This window comes from Nocardia sp. FBN12 (assembly GCF_054031145.1).
In genome coordinates, this window is sequence record NZ_CM132926.1 from 2,207,866 (window position 1) to 2,226,859 (window position 18,994).

An 18,994-nucleotide genomic window follows, 5' to 3' on the forward strand; every position below is an offset into this window, starting at 1 on the left:
ACCCCGATTTTTATGACACCGTGACGTCATATTATCGTGCCCGGCGGAAGTGTCACCGTGCGCCTGTGGCGCCGCCGAAAGAGAGTTCGATGACCGTCTCGGTACTGTTCGAGTTGATAGCCGCAGGCCACCTCGTCTTGGCGTGCCTGTGCATGCGATGGCTGGCTCGCACCGGCAACAAATTGCTGATCATCCCGATGCTGTTGTGCCTGGCCCTGCTCTACGACAACGCCGTGATCGGCGCGGGACGCGTGATCGGGGCCGGCGAGGTTCTCGAACTGGTGAGCGTGCCGCGGTTCGCGGTGCACGCGGTCCTCACGCCGCTGCTGATCGTGTGGGCGCGCGCCGCCGCCGACCGCGCGGGGGTGGCGTGGGCCGGTTCGCGGCCGGCGGTGGCCACGACCTGGGTGCTGACCGTGTGCTCGATCGGGTTGGCGCTGGTCAACGACGTGGCCGGACTGTCGTTGCAGGCTCAGCAGTGGGCAGGCACCCTGCGGTACAGCAACATTCCCACGCCCGACTCTGAAGCCCTCCCGGTGATCATTACCGGGGTGTTCGTCCTCGTCATCGGGGTCGGTATATGGATCCGGCGCCGCTACTCACCGCTCATGATCACCGCCTCGATCATGACCGTCGCCGCATCCCTTGCCGCGAGCTCACCGCTGCTGGGCAACCTCGGCGAACTGATCCTGGCCGCCGGATTGGTCGGCACGGCTCACTGGCTGGCCCGTCTACCCCAGACTCCGCCGGTGCCCGCCGGCCCGATCACCCGCCTCGCCCGCCGTCTCGGCTGGATCGCGTTCCCGCTTCTGATCGCGACCAGCACCATCCCCACCACAGAGGCATCCACCGGTAACGACCTGCTCGCCGTGGCCCAGGCGGTCTACCAGGTCCTGCTCATCATCCACGCCCAACTCGGCATCACCATCTACGGGTTACCGCCGAGAGGCAACCGACTACGCCGCTTCCACACCGGCTTCGGTTACGCCAACATCCCCCTGTTGGCTGCCGGGCAACTATCGGCCCTGTTCTCGACGACCACCGGCCTGGCCGAGTTCTGCACCCAGGCCCTGCTGATCACCATCACCGCCCACGTCGGCATCGGCACAGTCTTCGCTCTCCGCCGCAAACGCTCGGGGCCCGGATTGGCCATCACCACGCAGCGCGGCCGCAGCCATCCCCTTCCCGTTACACCCCATTAACATCACCACCCGTCGGGAGACAACCCGGTCAGAACAGTGTGTCGCGCACCCGCAAAGGCCGATATCCGGTCGGGCCCAGCTGGGCGAGTTCGGCGTTGATGTCGACTTCGATCGCGCCGAAGAAGTTGATGTTGGCGCTGTGCGCCGGGCTGATGTGGGCCAAGACCTCGTCGTCGATACGCTGCCCTGCCCGGCGCATCTGTTCCACGGCGAGCCCGTAATACTCGGTGGTCCAGGCGATCACGGCGTTCGTCGCGAGGGTCAAACACCACGCTTGCTCGGTCTGGTCGGCGAGGTAGCGGGCCCGGATCATGCCCTCGTGGGCATACAGCAGGTCCCGGCGCAGCGCGTGCAGGGATTCGCCCTTGTTGAGCTGGCGGGAGATCTTGCGCCGGTAGTCCGGATCGGAAATGTACTTCGCGGCGTAGATCGTGCGCCGCAGCGCCCCGTACTCCTTCAACGCCGCGGCCAGGGTGTTCTGGCGCCCCGACGCCGAGAGCTTGCCGACCAGCAGCGACGCGGTGGCGTGCCCGAAGTTGACCAGGGTGACCCCGTGGGTGTCGGTGGCGTGCTCGGTGATCGGCAGATCGGTGGCATTGCCCAGGATCTCGTCCAGGACGTAGTGGGCTTCGCGTTTGGTCGCCACGATCACCTTGGTGCCGTAGGTGGCGTGCTGGTCGGTGACATGGGTATAGGTCGACAGACCCTCATGGGCGAAGTAGCGGCTCATCGGCCGCGCGGTCGTCGACTTCCCGCGCGTGGGGAATCGCTGCCCGTCGCTCGAGGACACTGTGCCGGAGCCGAACACCGTGGTCAGCGGCAGACGCTGGTGGTAGTCGATGAGCACCAGGTTGGCCGCGCGCAGGGTTTCCTCGCGCACATACCATTCGTCGGTCCAGGACAAGATGTCGTAGGAGATGCCGCATGCTTCGGCCATCCGGGTCAACCCGAGGTTGGTCGAGTGCGCCAGCAGCACCGCGATCAGGTTGCGTTTCAACTCTCGCGTGCGGCTCGCTTGGCCGCCGGCGTGGGTGAAGCAATCCAGGTAGCGCGTGCGCTTGTCCAGCTCGATCAGCAACGACACGATCGGCGCGAACGGCAACATCTCGGTCAGCTCGGCCTTGAGCGAGATCGCCTCGGCCGGAACGTCCTCCGCGGTCAACGGCGAGATCACCAGGTCCCCGTCCTCGTCGACCAGCACCGGGCCCTCCCCTTCGGCGAGCACCGCCTCCAGTTCACCGAGGGCGGTGTGCAGTTCGTCGACCACGGCGGCCAGGGCGACGCCGGGATCGGCCGAGCGCCCCACCAGGCGGCAGAACTCGCTACTTTGCGGAGCCCACTGCTCGAAAGTGAGTAGGTAGGCGGCCGGGTCGGCGTAGCGGCGTGAGCCGGGCACGAACACGTCCCCGCTGCGCAGCCCGTCGCGCAACCCGAGCAGCACGCACAGCTCCCAGTAATGCCGGTAGGCGGTGGCGCTACCGGACTTTCGCGCCGCATCGAGGTACCCGCGCCACTTCGTGGGCACGAAACCGGTCGGGGCCTCGTCGAACACCTTCCGCCGGCCGGTGGCGTTGAGCTCGCGCAGCATCGCGACCGCGATCAGCAGCTCGGACGCGGCGGTGCCGCCGGCGAACCCCACCCGTCGACAGCACCGCGGGAGTGAACTGGCGCAGGTAGTTGTAGGAGGAATCCAGCGCGGCCAGATGCCGGTGATCACGCGGCAACCGGGGCTTGGCCTGCGCGAGCGCAGCGCGCAGGCGCTCCCACCCGATCTTCTCCCCCCGGATCAGCGCACCGATCTCATCATCGGCCACCGCCGGATCGGTGACGATCGCCAGGAGGTCGTCGAGCAACCCTTGGCGGTCCTCCCCGGACTTGCCACACTCGGCTAGTTCCTGCTGCATCCGGCGCTCGGCGGCACCGAACTTCGCCGAGAACGTCGGTACCGGACTGGGCCAGCACCGTGAGCAGGATCGGATACCGCCGCAGCACCGACATATCCAGGCGATCCGCGCCCAGGCCGCGCAGGAACGCCAGCTTCTCGCGCTGGGCCTGCTCGCGGGCGTGGGCGATGCGTTCGACCATGCTCACCGGGCCTGGCCGGATCACCCGCGCCGAGATCAGGTACTACTCACACCCCAACCGGAACAGCAGAGTCGGAGAATCGTGTTCCATCGCCCGCGCGAGCAGGAACTCGTCGAGCTCCTTGAGTTCGAGCGCACCCGCCGCCCGCCACCCGAGGTACTGGGCGACCAGCCGAAGGTGGTCGGTGCGGGTCTGCGCGCGGCGTCCGTAGGAACGGATCTCGGTACCGTCGACCCGCAACTGCTCAGCCAGGCGCGCTACCGCGATCGGTGGGGCGGTCACCACCCGATCGGGCACGAATCCCAGCCACGGCAACGTGCACAACGCGATCGCGATCGCGATCCCGAGCCGATCAGCCGGGCCGCGGCCGCGCCCGGGATCGACGAACGCCAGATCCGCAGGCGAGAGCGTGAAGAACCGGAACAGCTCTTCACGCCCGATCTCCGGGAACTCCCGCAGCGGGCCATTCCCCATCCGCGAACACCCGCGTCGCCACGAAACCGACCTCCCACACCAACCAATAGCGTTGGGAGCCAAGCCAACCAGCAACCAGCCATCACCGCAGGCCGAACCAGGTGAGACACGTCATGAAAGTGTCAGTGCGATGCGTCATGAGGATGTCAGTAGCTCCGTCTTGGGTTATAGAGCCGAATGTCGGAACATGCTGTTCTGCAATGTAGTTCACCGCCTGGTGCGGACTTCACCAGTGGTCGGCGGCCTTCGTCGAGCGACGGGTAGCAGCCTGCCCTTGGTGGGGCGCACGACTGTCGCTTGCGATCCGACGTACCCCCGGGACCCGCTGTCAGCGACCGGCAAGCTACTGACATTCTGATGACGCTTATGCTGTCATTGGCTGACATATTGCCTGCTCGCGGCGCTGCCGGGTCGTTGCACACGTCAAGTGCTGTCAGTAGCTAAAGGCGATTCTGCCCGTAACCCTGGGCAACGGCCCGTATCGTTCTGCGGCACGGGGTGGCTTGCCCAGTACCGGCACTGTCAGCCAGCGCAGGGCGGAGTCGCAGCCGCGTGCATCGGTCCCGCTGGCGAAGCCTAGGTCATCAGCAAGCACGCTCGACGTCGACCAAGGGGGGAGCTCGGGGCGGAGGTCGAACGGCTTGGACGAGGTTGATCTCAGTTCGCGCTCGTCGGCTGGATAGCCAACTGATGCGAACCTTCGAGCCTTACCTGGTGTCCGAGGTCGCGTTGAGTCCGTCGACCTTCTCAGTCGACGCGAATCCTCCTCGAACCGGGCCGACCTACTGACGCTCATCGTTTTGAGCTGCCGATTTCCACCCCATCGTCACACCAATCGGTACGCATGCACTTGCCACCAGGCCTGACTGAAACCGTGCTCGACGTGAGGTCCTCATGTAGCTGTCGATGATGGACGCCAGTCTGGTGCGATCGAGCGGTGCGGTGGGCAGTTCATCGGCCGTCTCCGGGAGCTCGGCTTCGAACTCGATGAGCTCGATCCCTGTCTCTGTGAACCGAACTCCCGCACCACCGTAAGTTACGAACGAGTCGTCGCCGCAGGCGAATCCAATCCGGAGTCCCCGTGCGCGGGCCGCGTGAGCGAACAGTCGGGTCATTTCGACGTGGTCCAGAGACTGGACGATCTCCGCAGTATCGTCAAACGAACGGGTGAAGACGAACGCGGCCTCGAGCAGACTCAGCAGCCGGAGGGGTCGGTAGACCTGATTGTCGTTTTTGGTTGTAGCGACGAGATAGACCTCGCCGAATGGTGACTCGTTGAGAGCGTCTCGCAACTCCTCCACGAGCAGTTCACCAACGTCATGCGACTCACCGACAAGAGGTCCGTGTTCGATCCAGTCATAAACGAGTAGATCGACGCGGGCCACCTGTTTGAGGTAGTCAGGTGCGAGGGTGTTCTTATCGATGATCCGCGCCGCGAGCTTGCGTCCGTGCAGATCCTCTGGGTTTTGCTCACGGAAGATTACCCGAAGGCCTTCGTGCTTGACGTTGCCATCCTTGTCGAGCACCGTAACTGACTGCACTGGCAGTTCCTGCACATCATCGGCGTGCCGATACGGTGACCCCTTCCGACTGATCTTGCCAGCGAGGATGTCATCGAAGTAGCCCGGAACATTCATCAGTCGGGCATCGGATTCGCTGGCGAACAGTTCGGTGATCTCCACACCGTAGGACCACTCCTCGGACCCTGTGCGCTTGAGCAAGAAGTCGGGTCGTTCACTTTCTGTGTAGTCGAACCGGTTCGTGTCAAAGACCGTAAGGAAAAGAGCCAGCTCCTTCGTCTTCTTTCTGCTGTCTCCGCGACTTCTCGACATCAATCCAATCCACCCTTCATGCGCCTCGTTCGCCACCGCCTGTGGCTCATGCTAATGCGGCAGGAGACCAGGGCGACCGAGTCGGGAGACCTTGCTGCGGAAACCTCAAGCGTCCCATGAAGTCGTCTCTCGCGGAGGAGGAGCGGCAGCCGCCCGCCGAGCCCGAACGGCTTGGGCGAAGTTGATCTCGGTTTTCGCTCGTCGGCCGTGTCAGGCTTGCTAGGTCATCATTTCGCTCGGCCACGACGTGTACAGCCGCCACTGACCTGTGTCGGGGTGGATGCCACCGTCAGGATCTTCCCATATCCAACGGAGCGTCGGCTCATAGTCGCGGTCGTTGATAGTGAGCTTGACCGTGATGTTGCACATGGCCAGGGCTGGCTGATCCACAGCAAGGATCTCGAATGCGGTCAGTCGGTACTTGTCATAGCGCTTTCGCATTTTCGCGGGCGGAACGATCGGTGTGCGTTTCGAATGACGGGCAAGCGATTTGGGCATGTGACCATAGTTTGTGCGGGTCCATAACGTCAGAAACTCCTGGCACGCAAGGTATCCCGGATGTAGCTCCATCCCCTGATCGCCGGATCGGAGTGTTTCGGGTTGGAATGCGGCCATCCGCCGCTTTGTGTCGCTGGACTGCTCGATTGTCGAAAGTAGCTTCTCTAACGACTCTTCCGGAGTAGGGTCAGGCTGGACGGGCGCCTGCCGCTTCTCCTCGGCCAGGGCCCAGTCGACCACAGCGAACAGGCGATTCCACGCCTTGGTTGCGACCATGATGTTGTTGTAGTTGGGCAGCGTGCCGTGAACGATGCCGTTGCGGTACAGGTCTACCGTCTCAGTCTGATCGGTGGCGTAGACGCCCTTTCGGAAGGTTGCATGCGCAGAGGTCAGCCCCATGTGGTGACCGACGACGCTGTCCCATGCATCGACCTCGCTCTCCTCCCGTGCGTGCAACCCCTTGCGTAGCTTCGTGTCGACATCGTTGACGAAACCGTCCATGACACTCATGAGGACGTGAACTACTGCGTAGTACCGTCCGGCTTCGTAGTCGGTGAGTGCGAAGTTGATGAGATGCTGTCGTGGACGTATCGCCTTGTGCTTTCCGGCTCGAAGCGTCATGAACCGAAGAGTGCCTTCTTCCTGGTAGTAGGCAACCAGCGCACTTTCGGCCGCCTCATGGTTACCACCGCTTTCTTGGATCAACGTTGCCATGCGGTCAAGGCTCAGCTGATCGTGGAAGACCCAGTTTCGTGGGCCGAGCAGCTCACCGAAAGCGTCGACAGTGTCGGTGATGTGCCGAAGCTTCTGGTGTAGCTGGTCGAAGTCGGGGCGCTGATCTTCGGGAAGGAGGCGTGCCAGCGGCTGATAGGTCTCCAGCTGCTGGTACATCTCGACCGCGGAAGGCAGATCGCGTGCGGAACTATATGGCATTGCTACCTCTCAGGTCTTCTGCGGCTGCAATCAGCTATCTGCCGCCTTGCCGAAGCTGCTCTGACTTCCTCCAAAGCTACTTCCGTCAGATCATTGTCACCACGCATTTTCGCGGCATGCGGCTGTACACCTGGTCGTGTCCACCTCGGCTCGCTGGCCGTTCCAGCGCCGGAGACCGTTGTGCGTTCGACAACGCGAAAACCCAAGCCAGTGTCGATGACAGCCAGAAGGCGGACGCGCACTCCGCAACGCCGCGGAGGGCAGGAACAGCCAGCAGATGTTCTGCCCGACAGCTGAGCCTGCTCAGGACCCTGGTGAGAAGGCCGACGGATAGCGAATCGAGGAGCCACCTCTTCGCTACCCCGTCCGGCCAACAGAGCCAGCTCGCACAGGAGATGCGTTGATCGCGAATTGTATGCTCACGCAACAGAAGTCGATGTGTAGTACTGCATTCAGAGCCCCCACCCTGGGGCTGCCATCGCATGGAGTCGGTGTAGCTAAGATCTACCTGGGTGATCGGCCACCCCGGTGCACGATCTCCTCCTCTCGAAGGGCTTGAGTTGGGCAAGAAGTGTGGGCGCGGCGAGATCCCGAAGAACCGGACTGTCACGCGGATGCAGATGACTGTGGCAGTTGCGCCTTCGGGTCCGTTGAGCATCCAGGGTGAGTTACAGCTGTGTCGATCGGCCTTGCTGTACGCGGACTCGGTGACGTTGATCAGCCCACAGATGTCCTATTTGCAGCTGATGGCTGGATACCGCCAGGCGCGAGACATCGAGTACCTGCGGCTCGCGGCGAAGGGGGCCCCGGTCTACGCGCCCGATGAGGCGGAGAGACTCAATCAGATGGTCGATCAGTACGACCGCACGTCGCGTGCTGACCGCCGCGCCCAGAAGAAAGAAATCCAGCAGTTCTTCGAGGTGCTGCGCCCGACGAAGGAATTGCTGATCGCCAACGCGGTGAATACCCTGGCGAACTGTGGCTACGATGAACTGGAACTGGCAATCAACGAAGGAATTCTGACTATCGAGCCGATGGATAATGTCGACCTCACGACATTCGGCGATGACCGCGAGTCTACAATCGGAACCTTTGAATACTTCAATCGTGTTTCGAATACACTTCTTACTGGAGATAGCTACCCGCTTTTCGATCAAGTGACAGGTGACCTCGTCAGGAAAGGCGTCGACGCAGGAATTCTCGCGCCGGTGCAGGTTGCTCGTCGACGTGGCCGGAACGCTGCTCTAGCCAACGGATTCTTCGACCATCTCCCATACTTCGAACACGCCACAATTGATGAGATCCTGGATATCCGGACCGATCTACGGAAGCCGCTCGGCAAGTTCCGTGAAGGCGTACAGCAGATCTCCAAGGATATAGACCTCAATCCTGAAGACCCTCAATTCCCGCACATCATAGCGGATGAATGGACCGCGAAAATTGCTCCTGCATTGGATGAAATCGATGAGCTGTTCGCCGAGAACTCCAGCTACCGCGACCTACTGCGGCGGGGAATCTCTGATGCTGCGGGATTGGCTGGACTGACAGGGCTTGGGAGCATGGTTGTCGCTGCCGGCGCAGCCGGTGGCACCCCCGCGGCGACAACTTTGCTACTTGGAGGCGGAGTCGCTGCCGCGCTGGGTATACCGATGGCCACCTTGCGAGCAATGCAGGCGCAATGGAAAGATCTGGAAACTGCCAAGAACGCGCAGTTCTACTTTCTGTATGAGGCCAATGCTCGGCTTGCGAGTCCGGCCAGCTAAATGCGGTGTGAGCTACGGGCCGGCATTCGATCGCTTCTCTGCGCGACGTGTGATCTGAAGTAGCAAATCGGCTAGCTGGAACGATGATGCGCTGGTCACCGATATCGTTGCGCGAAGCAACCAGCCATGGTGGTGGCGCTGCGATCCTTGCGGGCACCAATGGTGTGCACTGCCGTCGAACCGCGCCAATCCGGTGCTGAGCCGCCCCGCGTGCCGCAATCGCCGTCCACGACGCGAGAACACATCTATCTGATGGACCCGATCGTGTAGCGCGCCCGCCGCCCGGTCGAAACCGATGGTGCGCCGAGGCTAGTCGCTCGTCGTCGACACCGCGGTCGCTGCGGTCAGGCTAGAGACCTGGTACCTCATGCTCTGGCTGACGGCCTGAAACTGGAGCGGATTCCCGCCGAGGTCAGCGCCCAGCCCGACAGATTCCCTGTAGACCGTCACTGGTCGTTTCGGCAGGTGGTGGTCGGCAGATCGCGCCGACCCGGAGGCGCAGCGTCGGGCGGGTCGGGGTCGCCGCGATGTACAGATGCCCGGCGTCGGCGTTGTGATCGCGACGGAAGGAGTCATATCGGACGCAACACCGCAGCACTCCTACACCAGAAAGGGGACCACGGTCCGGCCGCAGTAGGCCTGGGTCACTGCTCAGTGCCATACGAACGATCGACGCTTCGAAGCCACGACACGTCCGCACGCCCGACTGACGACCATGCACCACCGCAATGTCAGTGAACTGCGTTGCCGCAACGTCAGCACTTTTCGTTGACCTTGTCGACAGATACGTGGTCGAATATTTCAGATCGAGTTTCTCAAGGACGAAGCTTCGGATTCCAGGCTCGGCTGGTCGCAGTGCACAACAACTCTGCGGGAGGCGGTGTGTCATGGTCGACCCGGCGGTTCTTGCATTGCGCCAGGCGGCGGCAGACCGGCTGGCCGTGCTGGATCAGCACGGGGATCTGACCAGCCACCATGTCAGGTTGGCCGCCCAAACCGTCGGTGTGTCGGAACGGACAGCGTGGAGGTGGGTTGCCGCACGGCGGGCAGCGGAACCGATGTGGCGCAAGCGTGAACGGTTCCGGATCGACCACCGGCTGCGGATCCGATTCGCCTACTGGCGCGGCAACGCCGCGGCGTTGCACCGCGAACTCGTCGAACAAGCCGAGCAAGGCGGCGCCCCAGCTCCGAGCCTGGTGACCGTGCAGCGCGCGCTGCGCAAGGATGTCTCACGCGGTGACCGCGCGGGATTGCGTGCTGGGGAACTGGAGCGCCGTAAGTTCGATGTCTTCTTGAAACGGCCCTCGACCTACCGCAATGCCGAGTGGGAGGCAGATCATGTCGAGGCCTCGGTGGAAGTCGATGTGGGTGATCGGCTAGCGAAACCCTGGGTGACCTGGTTCGTTGATCGGCAATATTGCCTGATCATGGGGGTCGCGGTCACACCACGGTTCCCCAATCGGGAAGCGATCCTGGCGTCGCTGCGCGCGTCGATCCTGACCGAGGAGCCCTACGGCCCGGCAGGCGGGTTGCCCACGGTGGTGCGCATGGATCAGGGCAAGGATTTCTTGTCATCGACGGTGCAGGACGCGTTGGGTGTGTTCGGGACTCGCGTGGTGGTGCTGCCGGGGTATACCCCGTATCTGAAAGGTGCGGTCGAAACGGTCAACGGCGCGGTCAAGCGCATGCTCTTCAAGGGCATGCCTCGCTACACCCATTCTCAAACCGGGGTCAACGGTGCGGTGGCGGATCCCGATGCGCCCGCGCTGCCATTCGAAGCGTTCGTCGCCGATCTGCTGGACTGGGTGAGGACCTGGAACAACAGCACCGACCACGACATCGACCGTTTGAACGGGGTCTCGCCGTTGGACAGCTGGCTGGCCGATCCGACACCGTTGCAAGAGCTCGACCGCGACCGGTTGTGGATGTTCACCCTCGAAGATGATCGCAAACCGCGCGTGATCTCCACCAAAGGCGTCGCGCGCGGCAAGGGCCGCCACTACATCGCGGACTGGATGGTCGGCCTTGTCGGTGCGAAGGTGCGGGTGCGATACATGCCCAACCATCACCACGAGATCGAGGTGTTCGACGCCCAGACCGGCCGCCACCTGGGGCCCGCGATCTTGGCTGACCAGGCACCCCCACAGATGATCCGCGACGTCCAACGTGCCCGCGCCGGCCGCGCCCGCCAGTTGCGAGCCGACCTTGCAGCGGCCGAACGCTCACGGCGGATCCGATACGCCGCGGTCACCCGAGCCGAGCCTGCGCAACCGCTGGACATGATGACCGTCGAGCGAGCGAAGCAGGAGCTGGGTGCCCGGAGCGACTCAGAACTCGCGAAACTGGCACGGCCACTCGTCATCCCACTGTCACATCCACCACCGGAGTGGGTACGGCCGATAGAACCTTCACCCAAGCGGGAATTGAAGAAGGACAAGCCATGACGGCCACACCCACGCCTGAGAACAACTATGGCGATCCTGTCCCCGAGCACTATCTAGGCTTGGCGGGAGCGAACGTGGTGGCGACCGAGGCGCTGATGATGGCGCACGACAACCTCGCCGATGTGATCGAGGCACAGGCGATGATGTGTGTGCATGGTGACGCTGGCCTGGGCAAGACTTTGTCGGTAAACGCGGCCTTGTGTCGGCTCGCACCGGGGCTGGTATGTCGCGTCCAGTTCCGGGCTCGCCCCACGCCACGCGACATCCGGCACACTCTGTTTACGGCGTTGGCTGTGAGCGGGCGGCCGCCAGCCAAACCGATCGAGTTCGACCTGATATTGAAAGATGTTCTCGCGGAACGATTCCGGATCCTTGTCTGCGATGAGGCTCAATGGTTGTCGCGAGAGTGTTTCGAGTACTGGCGACATCTGTGGGACGACCAACGCACCCAAATCGCGATCGTCTTTGTCGGCGGAGGGGACTGCTACGAAGTGCTGCGGCGCGAGCCGATGCTCAGCTCGCGAGTATACGTGTGGCAGGAGTTTCGGCGGATGACCGCCGAACAAGTACTGACCGTGATCCCGGCCTACCACCCGATCTGGGCCCAGGCCGACCCCGAGATCATCGCCTACGCCGATACCCATGCCGGCCACGGCAACTTTCGCTCCTGGGCCAAAATCACCTCCCACGCCGCCCGAACGCTGAACAAAGCCGGACGCGACACCGTCGATCATGACGTCCTTGGTTACGTGTTCTCCAAACTCAGCGGACGAACTGGATGAGCACGCCCGGGTCGGCGATGTTCCCTGTCAGTGACGACGAGCTCGCCCCAGAACTGAGATGGTGCTGGCTGCCGCCGCGTCGTCGCCACCGACAGCGCATGATTTTGCTGCTCGATCCCGCCGACGACAAAAACATCACCGCGACCTTGCTGGCGGGCAGTAACTTGAGCGCTGGCATCATCACCGTCCACCCGACGCCAGGAACCCGCGGGTCGGCGATGCTGGCCCACGACATCCTCGTCGCCCTAGGCCGTTCGGCACGCAGGTTGGAAGGCCAACACATTGGCAGCGAACGATCCGCGTGGATCGCGGTGCGGTCCTGGATTCGCGCTGATGACGTGCGACGGGTGATCGTGTTGCGTGCGCACCGGCTGTCTGAGGCCGGATGGACGGCGTTGATCGGCTTGTGGCGCGACACCGGCACCCAAGTGGTGTTGGTGTGCCATGGCGTTGGAGAAGAAGAGGCTCTGGCCCGCTTTCCCGACGGTGTCATGCCGAGGGTGGTCCATCGTGCCGATCGCGTACTGCGCGACAGGCACGCACGGCGATCCGCCCCGTTGGCCTCGCGCACGCCCCGGCCGTTGCCGATGGTGCCCGACACCGACGTGGCACGCTTTCGTGCCGATGCCTTCCGACGTTTGTCGCTCGAAGAGTTCTCCCGGGTGGACGCGGTTTATCGGCAGGGCATGGACGCGGCGTGCCGATGGTCGGCGACCCTGCCCGACCCCGCGACGGCGGGCGTGGGGGGCCATATCGGCGAGTTGTTGCCGCGGGGAAGGCTCGGTAGCGAACTGATCGTGGGAGCGCAGGCATTGGCCCAGAGGTACGGCGAGGCGGAGTTGCGTCGGCTGGCGGCTGGACTGCTCTGTGTGGGGTATGGGCATGGTCTGACCACCTTTCCCCAGGAATTCGACGACGCCGAGGAAGTCCACCGATTTGTCACCGGTCTCGTAGCTCGCGCGCATTCTGCCCAACACGCGATCACGTTGTTGCGGGGCGCGCAAGCTGGCGCGTTGCTACACGGCGTTTTGCTGCAGATGCCATCGGACCTGGTAGATCTGACCGGCCCCGGTCTGACCGGGATACCGATCACCCCCCAAGTCGCTGCTCATCTGCGCAGCGAAGTCGTCAATCCTGCTTACGCGGGCGCGGTCGCGGTCGCGGTCTACACCGGGTTCGATACCGAGGACCTGATGCGGATCCCTGTCGCGGCCGTGTCCGACGAGGGGGGCACACTGCGCTGGAACACCGCACAACGTTGGGAAAGGCCGGATTGGTGTGTGCTAGCGATGCCCGAGGCATCGCGGCCGTTCTTGGCCGCTGCCCGGACCTACGCGATCCTGCAAGGATTGGCGCCGGACAAGCCGCTATTCAAAGCCTCCGCGCAGTTAACCGGGCCAAAGATCGCCCAGCAGGTTGAGGCCGCCGGGCTCGCTCCCGCACACAGGACACCGGCCAGCTGTCGCTGGTGGCGCACAGTGCGCGCCTGGCACGTCGCGACACCGCTGCACAACGACCGCGGATACGTCCGATGATCCCCCCTGGGCCGTCCCGGTTGAATTATTCGCGAATCCGCCGACGCGCCGCCGAACTCGGCCTGACCGAGCAGACGCTATGCCAGGCGACTGGCGTGCACCCCTACAGCGAGCGCGATCCCGACCAACGCACCGTCACCCTCACGGTGCTCTCACGCCTTCGCACCCTGCTCGGACTGACGTGGGCCGAATTGGTGATCGAACCAGACAACGCCGCACACGAGGCCTCGGAGATCGCCCACGCGGCGCCGGAGGGCGAAGATGCCGCTGACGCAACCCTGCTACTAGGGGTGCTTGCCTCCAGAGGCGGGGCGACGACACAGACAGTGCTGGGACGGCTCGCATGGACACACGCCCGCCTCGATGCAGCCATCGATGTCGTCCGCGACCAGTTGGCAGGCACTGCGTTGCAACTATCGGGCACCGAGCTATACCTCACGTTGACAGTCGTGCCGGGCACGGTGTCCGGCACGGTCGATGATCGCTTGATCGAGGAGGACGCACGTCGGGTCGCGTTGACTCCAATGCTCGCGGAAGACTTGTTGCGCCTGGTGCGGCAGAAGATACTCGCGCCGTTCCCCGGCGAGCCCGATATGTGGCCGGCGGAATCGGCCGGGAGCCATTTTCAGCGCCAGACCGCGCTACTGAACCAGTGCATCGCCATCGGACGCCGAAGTTCCGTCGGTGACGAGTTCGCCCGCCACCGTGACAGTGCCGACGAATTCACGACTTCCTACGAGGTGGTCGCCAACCTGCAGATTCACCCCGACGTGATGTACGCATTGGGCTTGGCCGGACCGCCCCTCCAGGCAGGCTGACCATCCGCAAGATCGGCTGCTGAACAACCGTTTTCGACGAGACAGAATCGAGAAGCGTCAACGACCGACCGCTGCCATGTCAGCAACTAAGGCGCAGGAAGGTCTTGAGTGGCGACATTCAAGCCTTTCACCTCTTCGATGCGGCGGTCGAAATCGAGCTCGGTGGACGGCCCACTAACCTCGCCAGCCGCGACGGCAGCCCGTAGCGCTTCCAGCTTGCGGGTTCCTCTCCATAGCCCGAGACGGCCAATTGCTGCTGCTAACCGTTCTGAACTGGTCAGACGGTGCCATCAAGGAGCTGCACTGGGGTCGTCGCCAAAGCGGTCGGATTGATCGATGGCTTTCCGGGGTTGGCCATACTTCGCCCGCTCATCTGTCAAACGCGAAATGATCAAGAGCGTAAACGTCTTATGTGCTTCCAGTTGATCTGTAAACGCCGTATAATGCCGAGTCGATCGTCCGTGGGCGACCTTCTCGATCGGACTAGTCAGTGGTCCGCGTATTCCAAGCTCGGCGAGCCCGGCAAGGTCGGCTTCGCCTAGAGCGACTGACCACATCACATGAGATCGGAGTGAGCGATGTCCACAGTGATCGTGAAAGGACGCCAAGTAGGTGTCGACCCCCGAGCTGAGTCGTGGCTGGCCGCGACCGAACTAGCCGGGGACGTCGAAGCCGCACACAGGTTGTCGCGTGCAGTAGACCCAGAACGATACGGTTTCAGCAAGCGAGAACGTTTGGATCTCGCCACGTGCACCGGCGACAAGGCCGAGCTGGTGTTGTGGATACTCGAAGCCGGGCAAGTACCCACACCTGACGCGGTAATGAAAGCAGTCACCGGGCCACCCATGCTTAACGCCTCGGTCGGCAAAGCAGAAACATCGGCAGAAACGAAGCGACTGACGTCGGTCATTCGAGCCGAGCGAGACAGGTTCGGAGAGCTCGTCTCGGAGGCCATCGCTATGCACTGGGCGCGCTTCGGCGTTGGCCCGACGTGGCAGGAGGCATGGCGATCCGAGGCGTTGACCTCCTGGTGGGTGTTGTCCGAAGGCTGCGTCCCTGAGTACAGCATCGCGCGCGGTCCGATGTTTAGAACCCTCGAGCGAGCAGGATGGATTGCCTACAACCGGAACCCACACTCGCTATGTACCGGGCGGCAGTTTCACATCCGATTCCATGGGGACCATGTTTCTGCTGCTCCAGCACCGATTGTCGGCTATCTCGTCGCCAACCACATCGGAATCCATCGGCGCCTGCACAATTGCAGCCCGACCTGGTCCGAACTCGCAGAGTTGGCCACCGACGCCAAAGGCCTTCCACTCTTCTTCAACGCCGGGGATGCTCGCGCACAACAACGTTGGCTGGAAACCCAAGGATGGATCAGGATCGAAGACACCGAGCTACGCCGGGGCGAGCGCGCGAAAGCCGAAACCCGTAGACGCGCTGCGCTCCGAAAGGCCACGGCGGCCAGCCGCGCCGCCTGATTGAGCCTGACCTCGGATGGCCGGGGCAGGCCGGGCGTGAGACCATGCCGGTCCCCATGGATCCCCGCGCTGACCTCCCCTAGTCACAAGTCGGCATAACGGAGCTGCGGTTCCGTGAAGCCGATGGAGTCAGGTTTGCGCGCCGCGAGGACTTCGAGCACTGTCGCCGTCAACAGTTTCGCGACCAGGGTGTCGAGTAATGACCTTGATTTGACGGTACCTCTCGGTCACCTGGGGTCAGAGCTTCGTGTATTCAGCCCAATCCCAGCGCTGCTAGTTTCCGGTAGAGAGTGGCGCGTGAGATTCCGAGCGCTTCGGCGGTTTTGAGTCTGTTTCCGTTGGCTCGTCGAAGTGCGGCGGCGATCGCTTCGCGTTCGGCTTGTTCCAGATGGCTCAGGCGTTTGTGGGAGGAGGTCTGCGCGGTGGTGGTGGGTAGGTCGGCGGGTTGTAGGCGAGGGCCAGTGGTGTGGTCGAGTGCGGCGCGCAGGGTGCGGTTGAGCTGGGCGATATTGCCGCGCCAATCGCGTTGGCAGAGTTCACGAATGGTTGACGCGGCAAGTCCGACGGTGCCTTCGCTGAGTCGGCGGATGAGCATTTCGGCGAGATCGGTGACGTCTTCGGGGCGGCGGGACAGGTCGGGGACCTCGACGACGTATTCGAACATCGTCAGCAGGCGAGGGTCGATGTCCTCGGCGCGCTCGGCGGTCAGGGTTGCCACGGCGAAGCCGCGATCGTGGGCGTCCAGTTCGGCACCGAGCGTGGCCAGTTCATCGGAGCTGCGGTGGGTGAGGTCGCCGAGTAGCTTGCCTTCGCTCGCTTTTCTCGCGACCGTGATGCGGTTGCCGCTCACCGCGCCGGCCAGGGCGGTCTTGCCGACACCTGGCGCGCCGTAGAGGAGCAGGCGGCCCTCGGTGGTGGCTGCTCGCGCTGCCGCGTGCACGGCTGATCGCCACAGCCAGCTGCGGCCGGGAAGTTCGTCGAGTATCGCGTCGACGAGGGCGGAGACGGAGTCCGAGGTGGAAGACGACCGGGTGGGTTCGGTCGGTGCGGTCGACAGCTGCAGCAAGGCGCCCGCGACATCGCCGGAATTGTGGACCAGCCGCAGCCCGACATCGATGGGAGAGCCGTCGCCTGCGGTCAATCGCAGTGGTTGCCCGCCCAGGGCGATGGTTCGCTGGACCGAGTCCCACAGCTGGTCGTGGGAGTAGCGGGAACCGACCAGCGCCGACGCGAGGGTGTTCGCCATGATGATGCGATCGTTGAGGGCGATCACGGGCCGACGTGATCCTCGGCGATCGGCGTGCAGGAAGGCGTCGAGTAGGGCGCGGTCGTCGGCGGCGTATCCGCTGAGCAGGCGATCCCCGGCATCGCGGGCGGCGCGCTCGACCAGTGCGGCGAGGACCTCGTGGGGGGCGCCGGTGGGACAGACGAGGTCGAGAACGCCTTCGATGCTTCCGCTGCCGGGCCGGATCACCGGCACTCCGACAGCGACGACGGGGTCGAAGCATCGGTTGAAGTGTTCGGCGCCGTCGACGATGGAGATCGCGCGTTCTTCCAGCACGGTTCCGAGCCCGGTCGATCCGACGCTGGCTTCGTCGAACCGTGCACCCTTCAGTACCCCCATGCCATCGAGCAGGGTGCCCATCGAGGTGCTGGAGACCCACCGGTCGGCGATGTAGGCATCACGGTCGGTCACCATCATCGCGAACTCGGCGGTGCCCAACTGGGCCATGATGTCGTGAACCACGGGTCGGACCGCGCGCAGCAGTGCGCTGTCGGGGTTCATCGCGGAAGCGAAGACCACGGCCGGTTCGGTGTCGGGGCGGACGCCGCCGAGCTTGGCGCGCTTCCACGCACGCAGGGTGGCCGGGCGGACATCCGCAGATTCCACTCCCTCGTGCAGAAATGCTTCCCGCGCCGCGGCAATCAGCGATTGATCATTCATAGCTCTCCTCATCGTCGCTGCTCAGCACGGGTAATTCGCATCACCACCTTGTGTGACCGGCAACACACTCGCCCTGATGGTAACCCCGAACATCGGCGAGGAGTGTCTCAGATCTGCGACACAAAGCCGCGCTGCCGAAGGACGCCGGTGCCGGTCGGTGCGATCTCGAAATCGAGACACTGCGAGGTGACGCGGCGCACATAGCCTTCGTTCACGGCACTCGCCGAATTCAATTCTTTCTCGATGCAGCGGAGGAACAGCTCATGGAAGAGCGCGTCACATTTCACAGCGATGGCGAGACCTTGGTCGGCACCTTGTTCCGGCCCGATGGTGTGGAGGGTCCGTTGCCCACGGTGGTCGCCGGCGGTGGCTGGTGCTACGTCAAGGAAATCGTGCTTCCGCATGTCGCGCGAATCGTGGCCGAGCAGCAGGTGCAATTCCTCGGATTCGACTATCGAGGATTCGGTGAGAGCAGAGGCGCGCGACGCCAGCACATCGATCCATGGGAACAGATCGCCGATTACAAGAACGCACTGAGTTATGTCGAAACTCGTGACGATGTCGATGCGCAACGGCTCGGGGTGTTCGGCATCTCCTACAGCGGCGGGCACGCCCTGGTGCTGGCCGCCACCGACAGCCGGGTGAAGGCCGCAGTGAGCGTGGTCCCGGTGGTTGAAGGCTACGACAACATGCGTCGTGCGCACGGTGAAGTCGCGTTCGCGGAGCTGGAGGCCACGATCCTGGCCGACCGCAGGATTCGCGCCGGCGGCGGCGAAGGTGCGAGCCTGCGCATGAGTTCGCTGGAACCGTGGAAAGAACTGTCCACCTGGCCCTTCCCGCGAATCGGGGAGGTGTTCAACAAGCTGAGGGAGTCCGGGGAAGCCGAGCGCCATGAGCACTGGAGCACGCTCGAGTCCACCGAGTTGCTGCTGAACTACTCGGTGTTTCCCTTCCTGCCGCGCATTCTCGACAAGAAGGTGATGATGATCGTCGCCGAGGGCGACAACATCACGATGTGGGACCGCGAGATCGCGGCATTCAACGACATTGCCAGCCCGGCGAAACGTCTCGAGATCTTGCCCTCGGTCAGTCACATGAGTTTGTATTCCGACCAGCGCGACACCAATGTCGCCGCCGCGAAGGCCGCCGATTGGTTCGGCTCCGCATTCAGTTCTTCGAACTGAAACCCAGTCCCGCACACA

13 protein-coding genes and 1 pseudogene are annotated in these 18,994 nt (G+C 63.5%); 9 read left to right on the top strand and 5 right to left on the bottom strand.

The window, feature by feature from the left end; translation table 11 throughout:
- Positions 1–89 precede the first annotated feature (89 nt).
- Positions 90–1,202, top strand: a complete 1,113-nt coding sequence (locus tag ACWZHB_RS10785; RefSeq protein ID WP_427907802.1) for a hypothetical protein — start codon at positions 90–92, stop codon at positions 1,200–1,202.
- A 28-nt stretch (positions 1,203–1,230) separates the two neighbouring features.
- Here the strand turns inward: ACWZHB_RS10785 and ACWZHB_RS10790 are convergent.
- The 3 genes and pseudogenes from ACWZHB_RS10790 to ACWZHB_RS10800 all read right to left on the bottom strand — a co-directional run bounded on the left by ACWZHB_RS10790 (position 1,231) and on the right by ACWZHB_RS10800 (position 6,982).
- Positions 1,231–3,783, bottom strand: a pseudogene (locus ACWZHB_RS10790) (Tn3 family transposase).
- 760 nt (positions 3,784–4,543) lie between these two features.
- Positions 4,544–5,629: a hypothetical protein gene (locus ACWZHB_RS10795; protein WP_427907803.1), complete on the bottom strand. Its 1,086-nt coding sequence runs from the start codon at positions 5,627–5,629 to the stop codon at positions 4,544–4,546.
- Positions 5,630–5,812: 183 nt separating this feature from the next.
- Positions 5,813–6,982, bottom strand: coding sequence for a hypothetical protein (locus ACWZHB_RS10800; RefSeq protein WP_427907804.1), 1,170 nt, complete (start codon positions 6,980–6,982; stop codon positions 5,813–5,815).
- Positions 6,983–7,536: 554 nt separating this feature from the next.
- On the opposite strand from ACWZHB_RS10800, the gene ACWZHB_RS10805 reads away from it, so the two are divergent.
- The 6 genes from ACWZHB_RS10805 (at position 7,537) to ACWZHB_RS10830 (ending at position 14,366) form a co-directional block, all read left to right on the top strand.
- A complete protein-coding gene (locus tag ACWZHB_RS10805) occupies positions 7,537–8,787 on the top strand; it encodes a hypothetical protein (protein ID WP_427907805.1) in 1,251 nt (416 codons plus the stop codon).
- A 91-nt stretch (positions 8,788–8,878) separates the two neighbouring features.
- Entirely contained in the window at positions 8,879–9,040 is a 162-nt protein-coding gene (locus ACWZHB_RS10810) for a zinc-ribbon domain-containing protein (protein WP_427909130.1), read from the top strand.
- A 634-nt stretch (positions 9,041–9,674) separates the two neighbouring features.
- Positions 9,675–11,231, top strand: coding sequence for a Mu transposase C-terminal domain-containing protein (locus ACWZHB_RS10815; RefSeq protein WP_378630019.1), 1,557 nt, complete (start codon positions 9,675–9,677; stop codon positions 11,229–11,231).
- Positions 11,228–12,013, top strand: coding sequence for an AAA family ATPase (locus tag ACWZHB_RS10820; protein WP_427907806.1), 786 nt, complete (start codon positions 11,228–11,230; stop codon positions 12,011–12,013). Before ACWZHB_RS10815 ends, ACWZHB_RS10820 begins: the two co-directional genes overlap by 4 nt.
- A gap of 98 nt (positions 12,014–12,111) precedes the next feature.
- Positions 12,112–13,548, top strand: coding sequence for a hypothetical protein (locus ACWZHB_RS10825; protein ID WP_427907807.1), 1,437 nt, complete (start codon positions 12,112–12,114; stop codon positions 13,546–13,548).
- Positions 13,545–14,366 carry a DNA-binding protein gene (locus ACWZHB_RS10830; RefSeq protein WP_378629297.1) on the top strand — a complete coding sequence of 274 codons (822 nt, stop codon included), beginning with the start codon at positions 13,545–13,547 and terminating at the stop codon, positions 14,364–14,366. The genes ACWZHB_RS10825 and ACWZHB_RS10830 overlap by 4 nt, the downstream gene beginning before the upstream one ends.
- An 86-nt stretch (positions 14,367–14,452) precedes the next feature.
- On the opposite strand, the gene ACWZHB_RS10835 is transcribed toward ACWZHB_RS10830, so the two are convergent.
- Complete coding sequence (locus tag ACWZHB_RS10835) at positions 14,453–14,647, bottom strand: type II toxin-antitoxin system ParD family antitoxin (protein WP_427909131.1); 195 nt, start codon at positions 14,645–14,647, stop codon at positions 14,453–14,455.
- A 297-nt stretch (positions 14,648–14,944) separates the two neighbouring features.
- Here ACWZHB_RS10835 and ACWZHB_RS10840 point away from each other — a divergent pair, with 297 nt between their 5' ends.
- Positions 14,945–15,847 carry a hypothetical protein gene (locus ACWZHB_RS10840; protein WP_378629295.1) on the top strand — a complete coding sequence of 301 codons (903 nt, stop codon included), beginning with the start codon at positions 14,945–14,947 and terminating at the stop codon, positions 15,845–15,847.
- A gap of 253 nt (positions 15,848–16,100) precedes the next feature.
- Here ACWZHB_RS10840 and ACWZHB_RS10845 read toward each other — a convergent pair whose 3' ends face one another.
- Positions 16,101–17,792 carry a sigma-54-dependent Fis family transcriptional regulator gene (locus tag ACWZHB_RS10845; RefSeq protein WP_378629293.1) on the bottom strand — a complete coding sequence of 564 codons (1,692 nt, stop codon included), beginning with the start codon at positions 17,790–17,792 and terminating at the stop codon, positions 16,101–16,103.
- A 263-nt stretch (positions 17,793–18,055) separates the two neighbouring features.
- Between ACWZHB_RS10845 and ACWZHB_RS10850 the strand changes: the two genes are divergently transcribed.
- On the top strand, positions 18,056–18,976 hold the full coding sequence (locus tag ACWZHB_RS10850) for an alpha/beta hydrolase (protein WP_427907808.1): 921 nt from the start codon (positions 18,056–18,058) through the stop codon (positions 18,974–18,976).
- Positions 18,977–18,994 lie beyond the last annotated feature (18 nt).

What these genes read in the sequence shown, in the direction of transcription:
- ACWZHB_RS10785 (WP_427907802.1), top strand. Translation starts at nt 90, where the DNA reads ATGACCGTCTCGGTACTGTTCGAGTTGATAGCCGCAGGCCACCTCGTC.
- ACWZHB_RS10800 (WP_427907804.1), bottom strand. Translation starts at nt 6,982, where the DNA reads ATGTACCAGCAGCTGGAGACCTATCAGCCGCTGGCACGCCTCCTTCCC.
- ACWZHB_RS10815 (WP_378630019.1), top strand. Translation starts at nt 9,675, where the DNA reads ATGGTCGACCCGGCGGTTCTTGCATTGCGCCAGGCGGCGGCAGACCGG.
- ACWZHB_RS10820 (WP_427907806.1), top strand. Translation starts at nt 11,228, where the DNA reads ATGACGGCCACACCCACGCCTGAGAACAACTATGGCGATCCTGTCCCC.
- ACWZHB_RS10825 (WP_427907807.1), top strand. Translation starts at nt 12,112, where the DNA reads ATGATTTTGCTGCTCGATCCCGCCGACGACAAAAACATCACCGCGACC.
- ACWZHB_RS10830 (WP_378629297.1), top strand. Translation starts at nt 13,545, where the DNA reads ATGATCCCCCCTGGGCCGTCCCGGTTGAATTATTCGCGAATCCGCCGA.
- ACWZHB_RS10840 (WP_378629295.1), top strand. Translation starts at nt 14,945, where the DNA reads ATGTCCACAGTGATCGTGAAAGGACGCCAAGTAGGTGTCGACCCCCGA.
- ACWZHB_RS10845 (WP_378629293.1), bottom strand. Translation starts at nt 17,792, where the DNA reads ATGAATGATCAATCGCTGATTGCCGCGGCGCGGGAAGCATTTCTGCAC.
- ACWZHB_RS10850 (WP_427907808.1), top strand. Translation starts at nt 18,056, where the DNA reads ATGGAAGAGCGCGTCACATTTCACAGCGATGGCGAGACCTTGGTCGGC.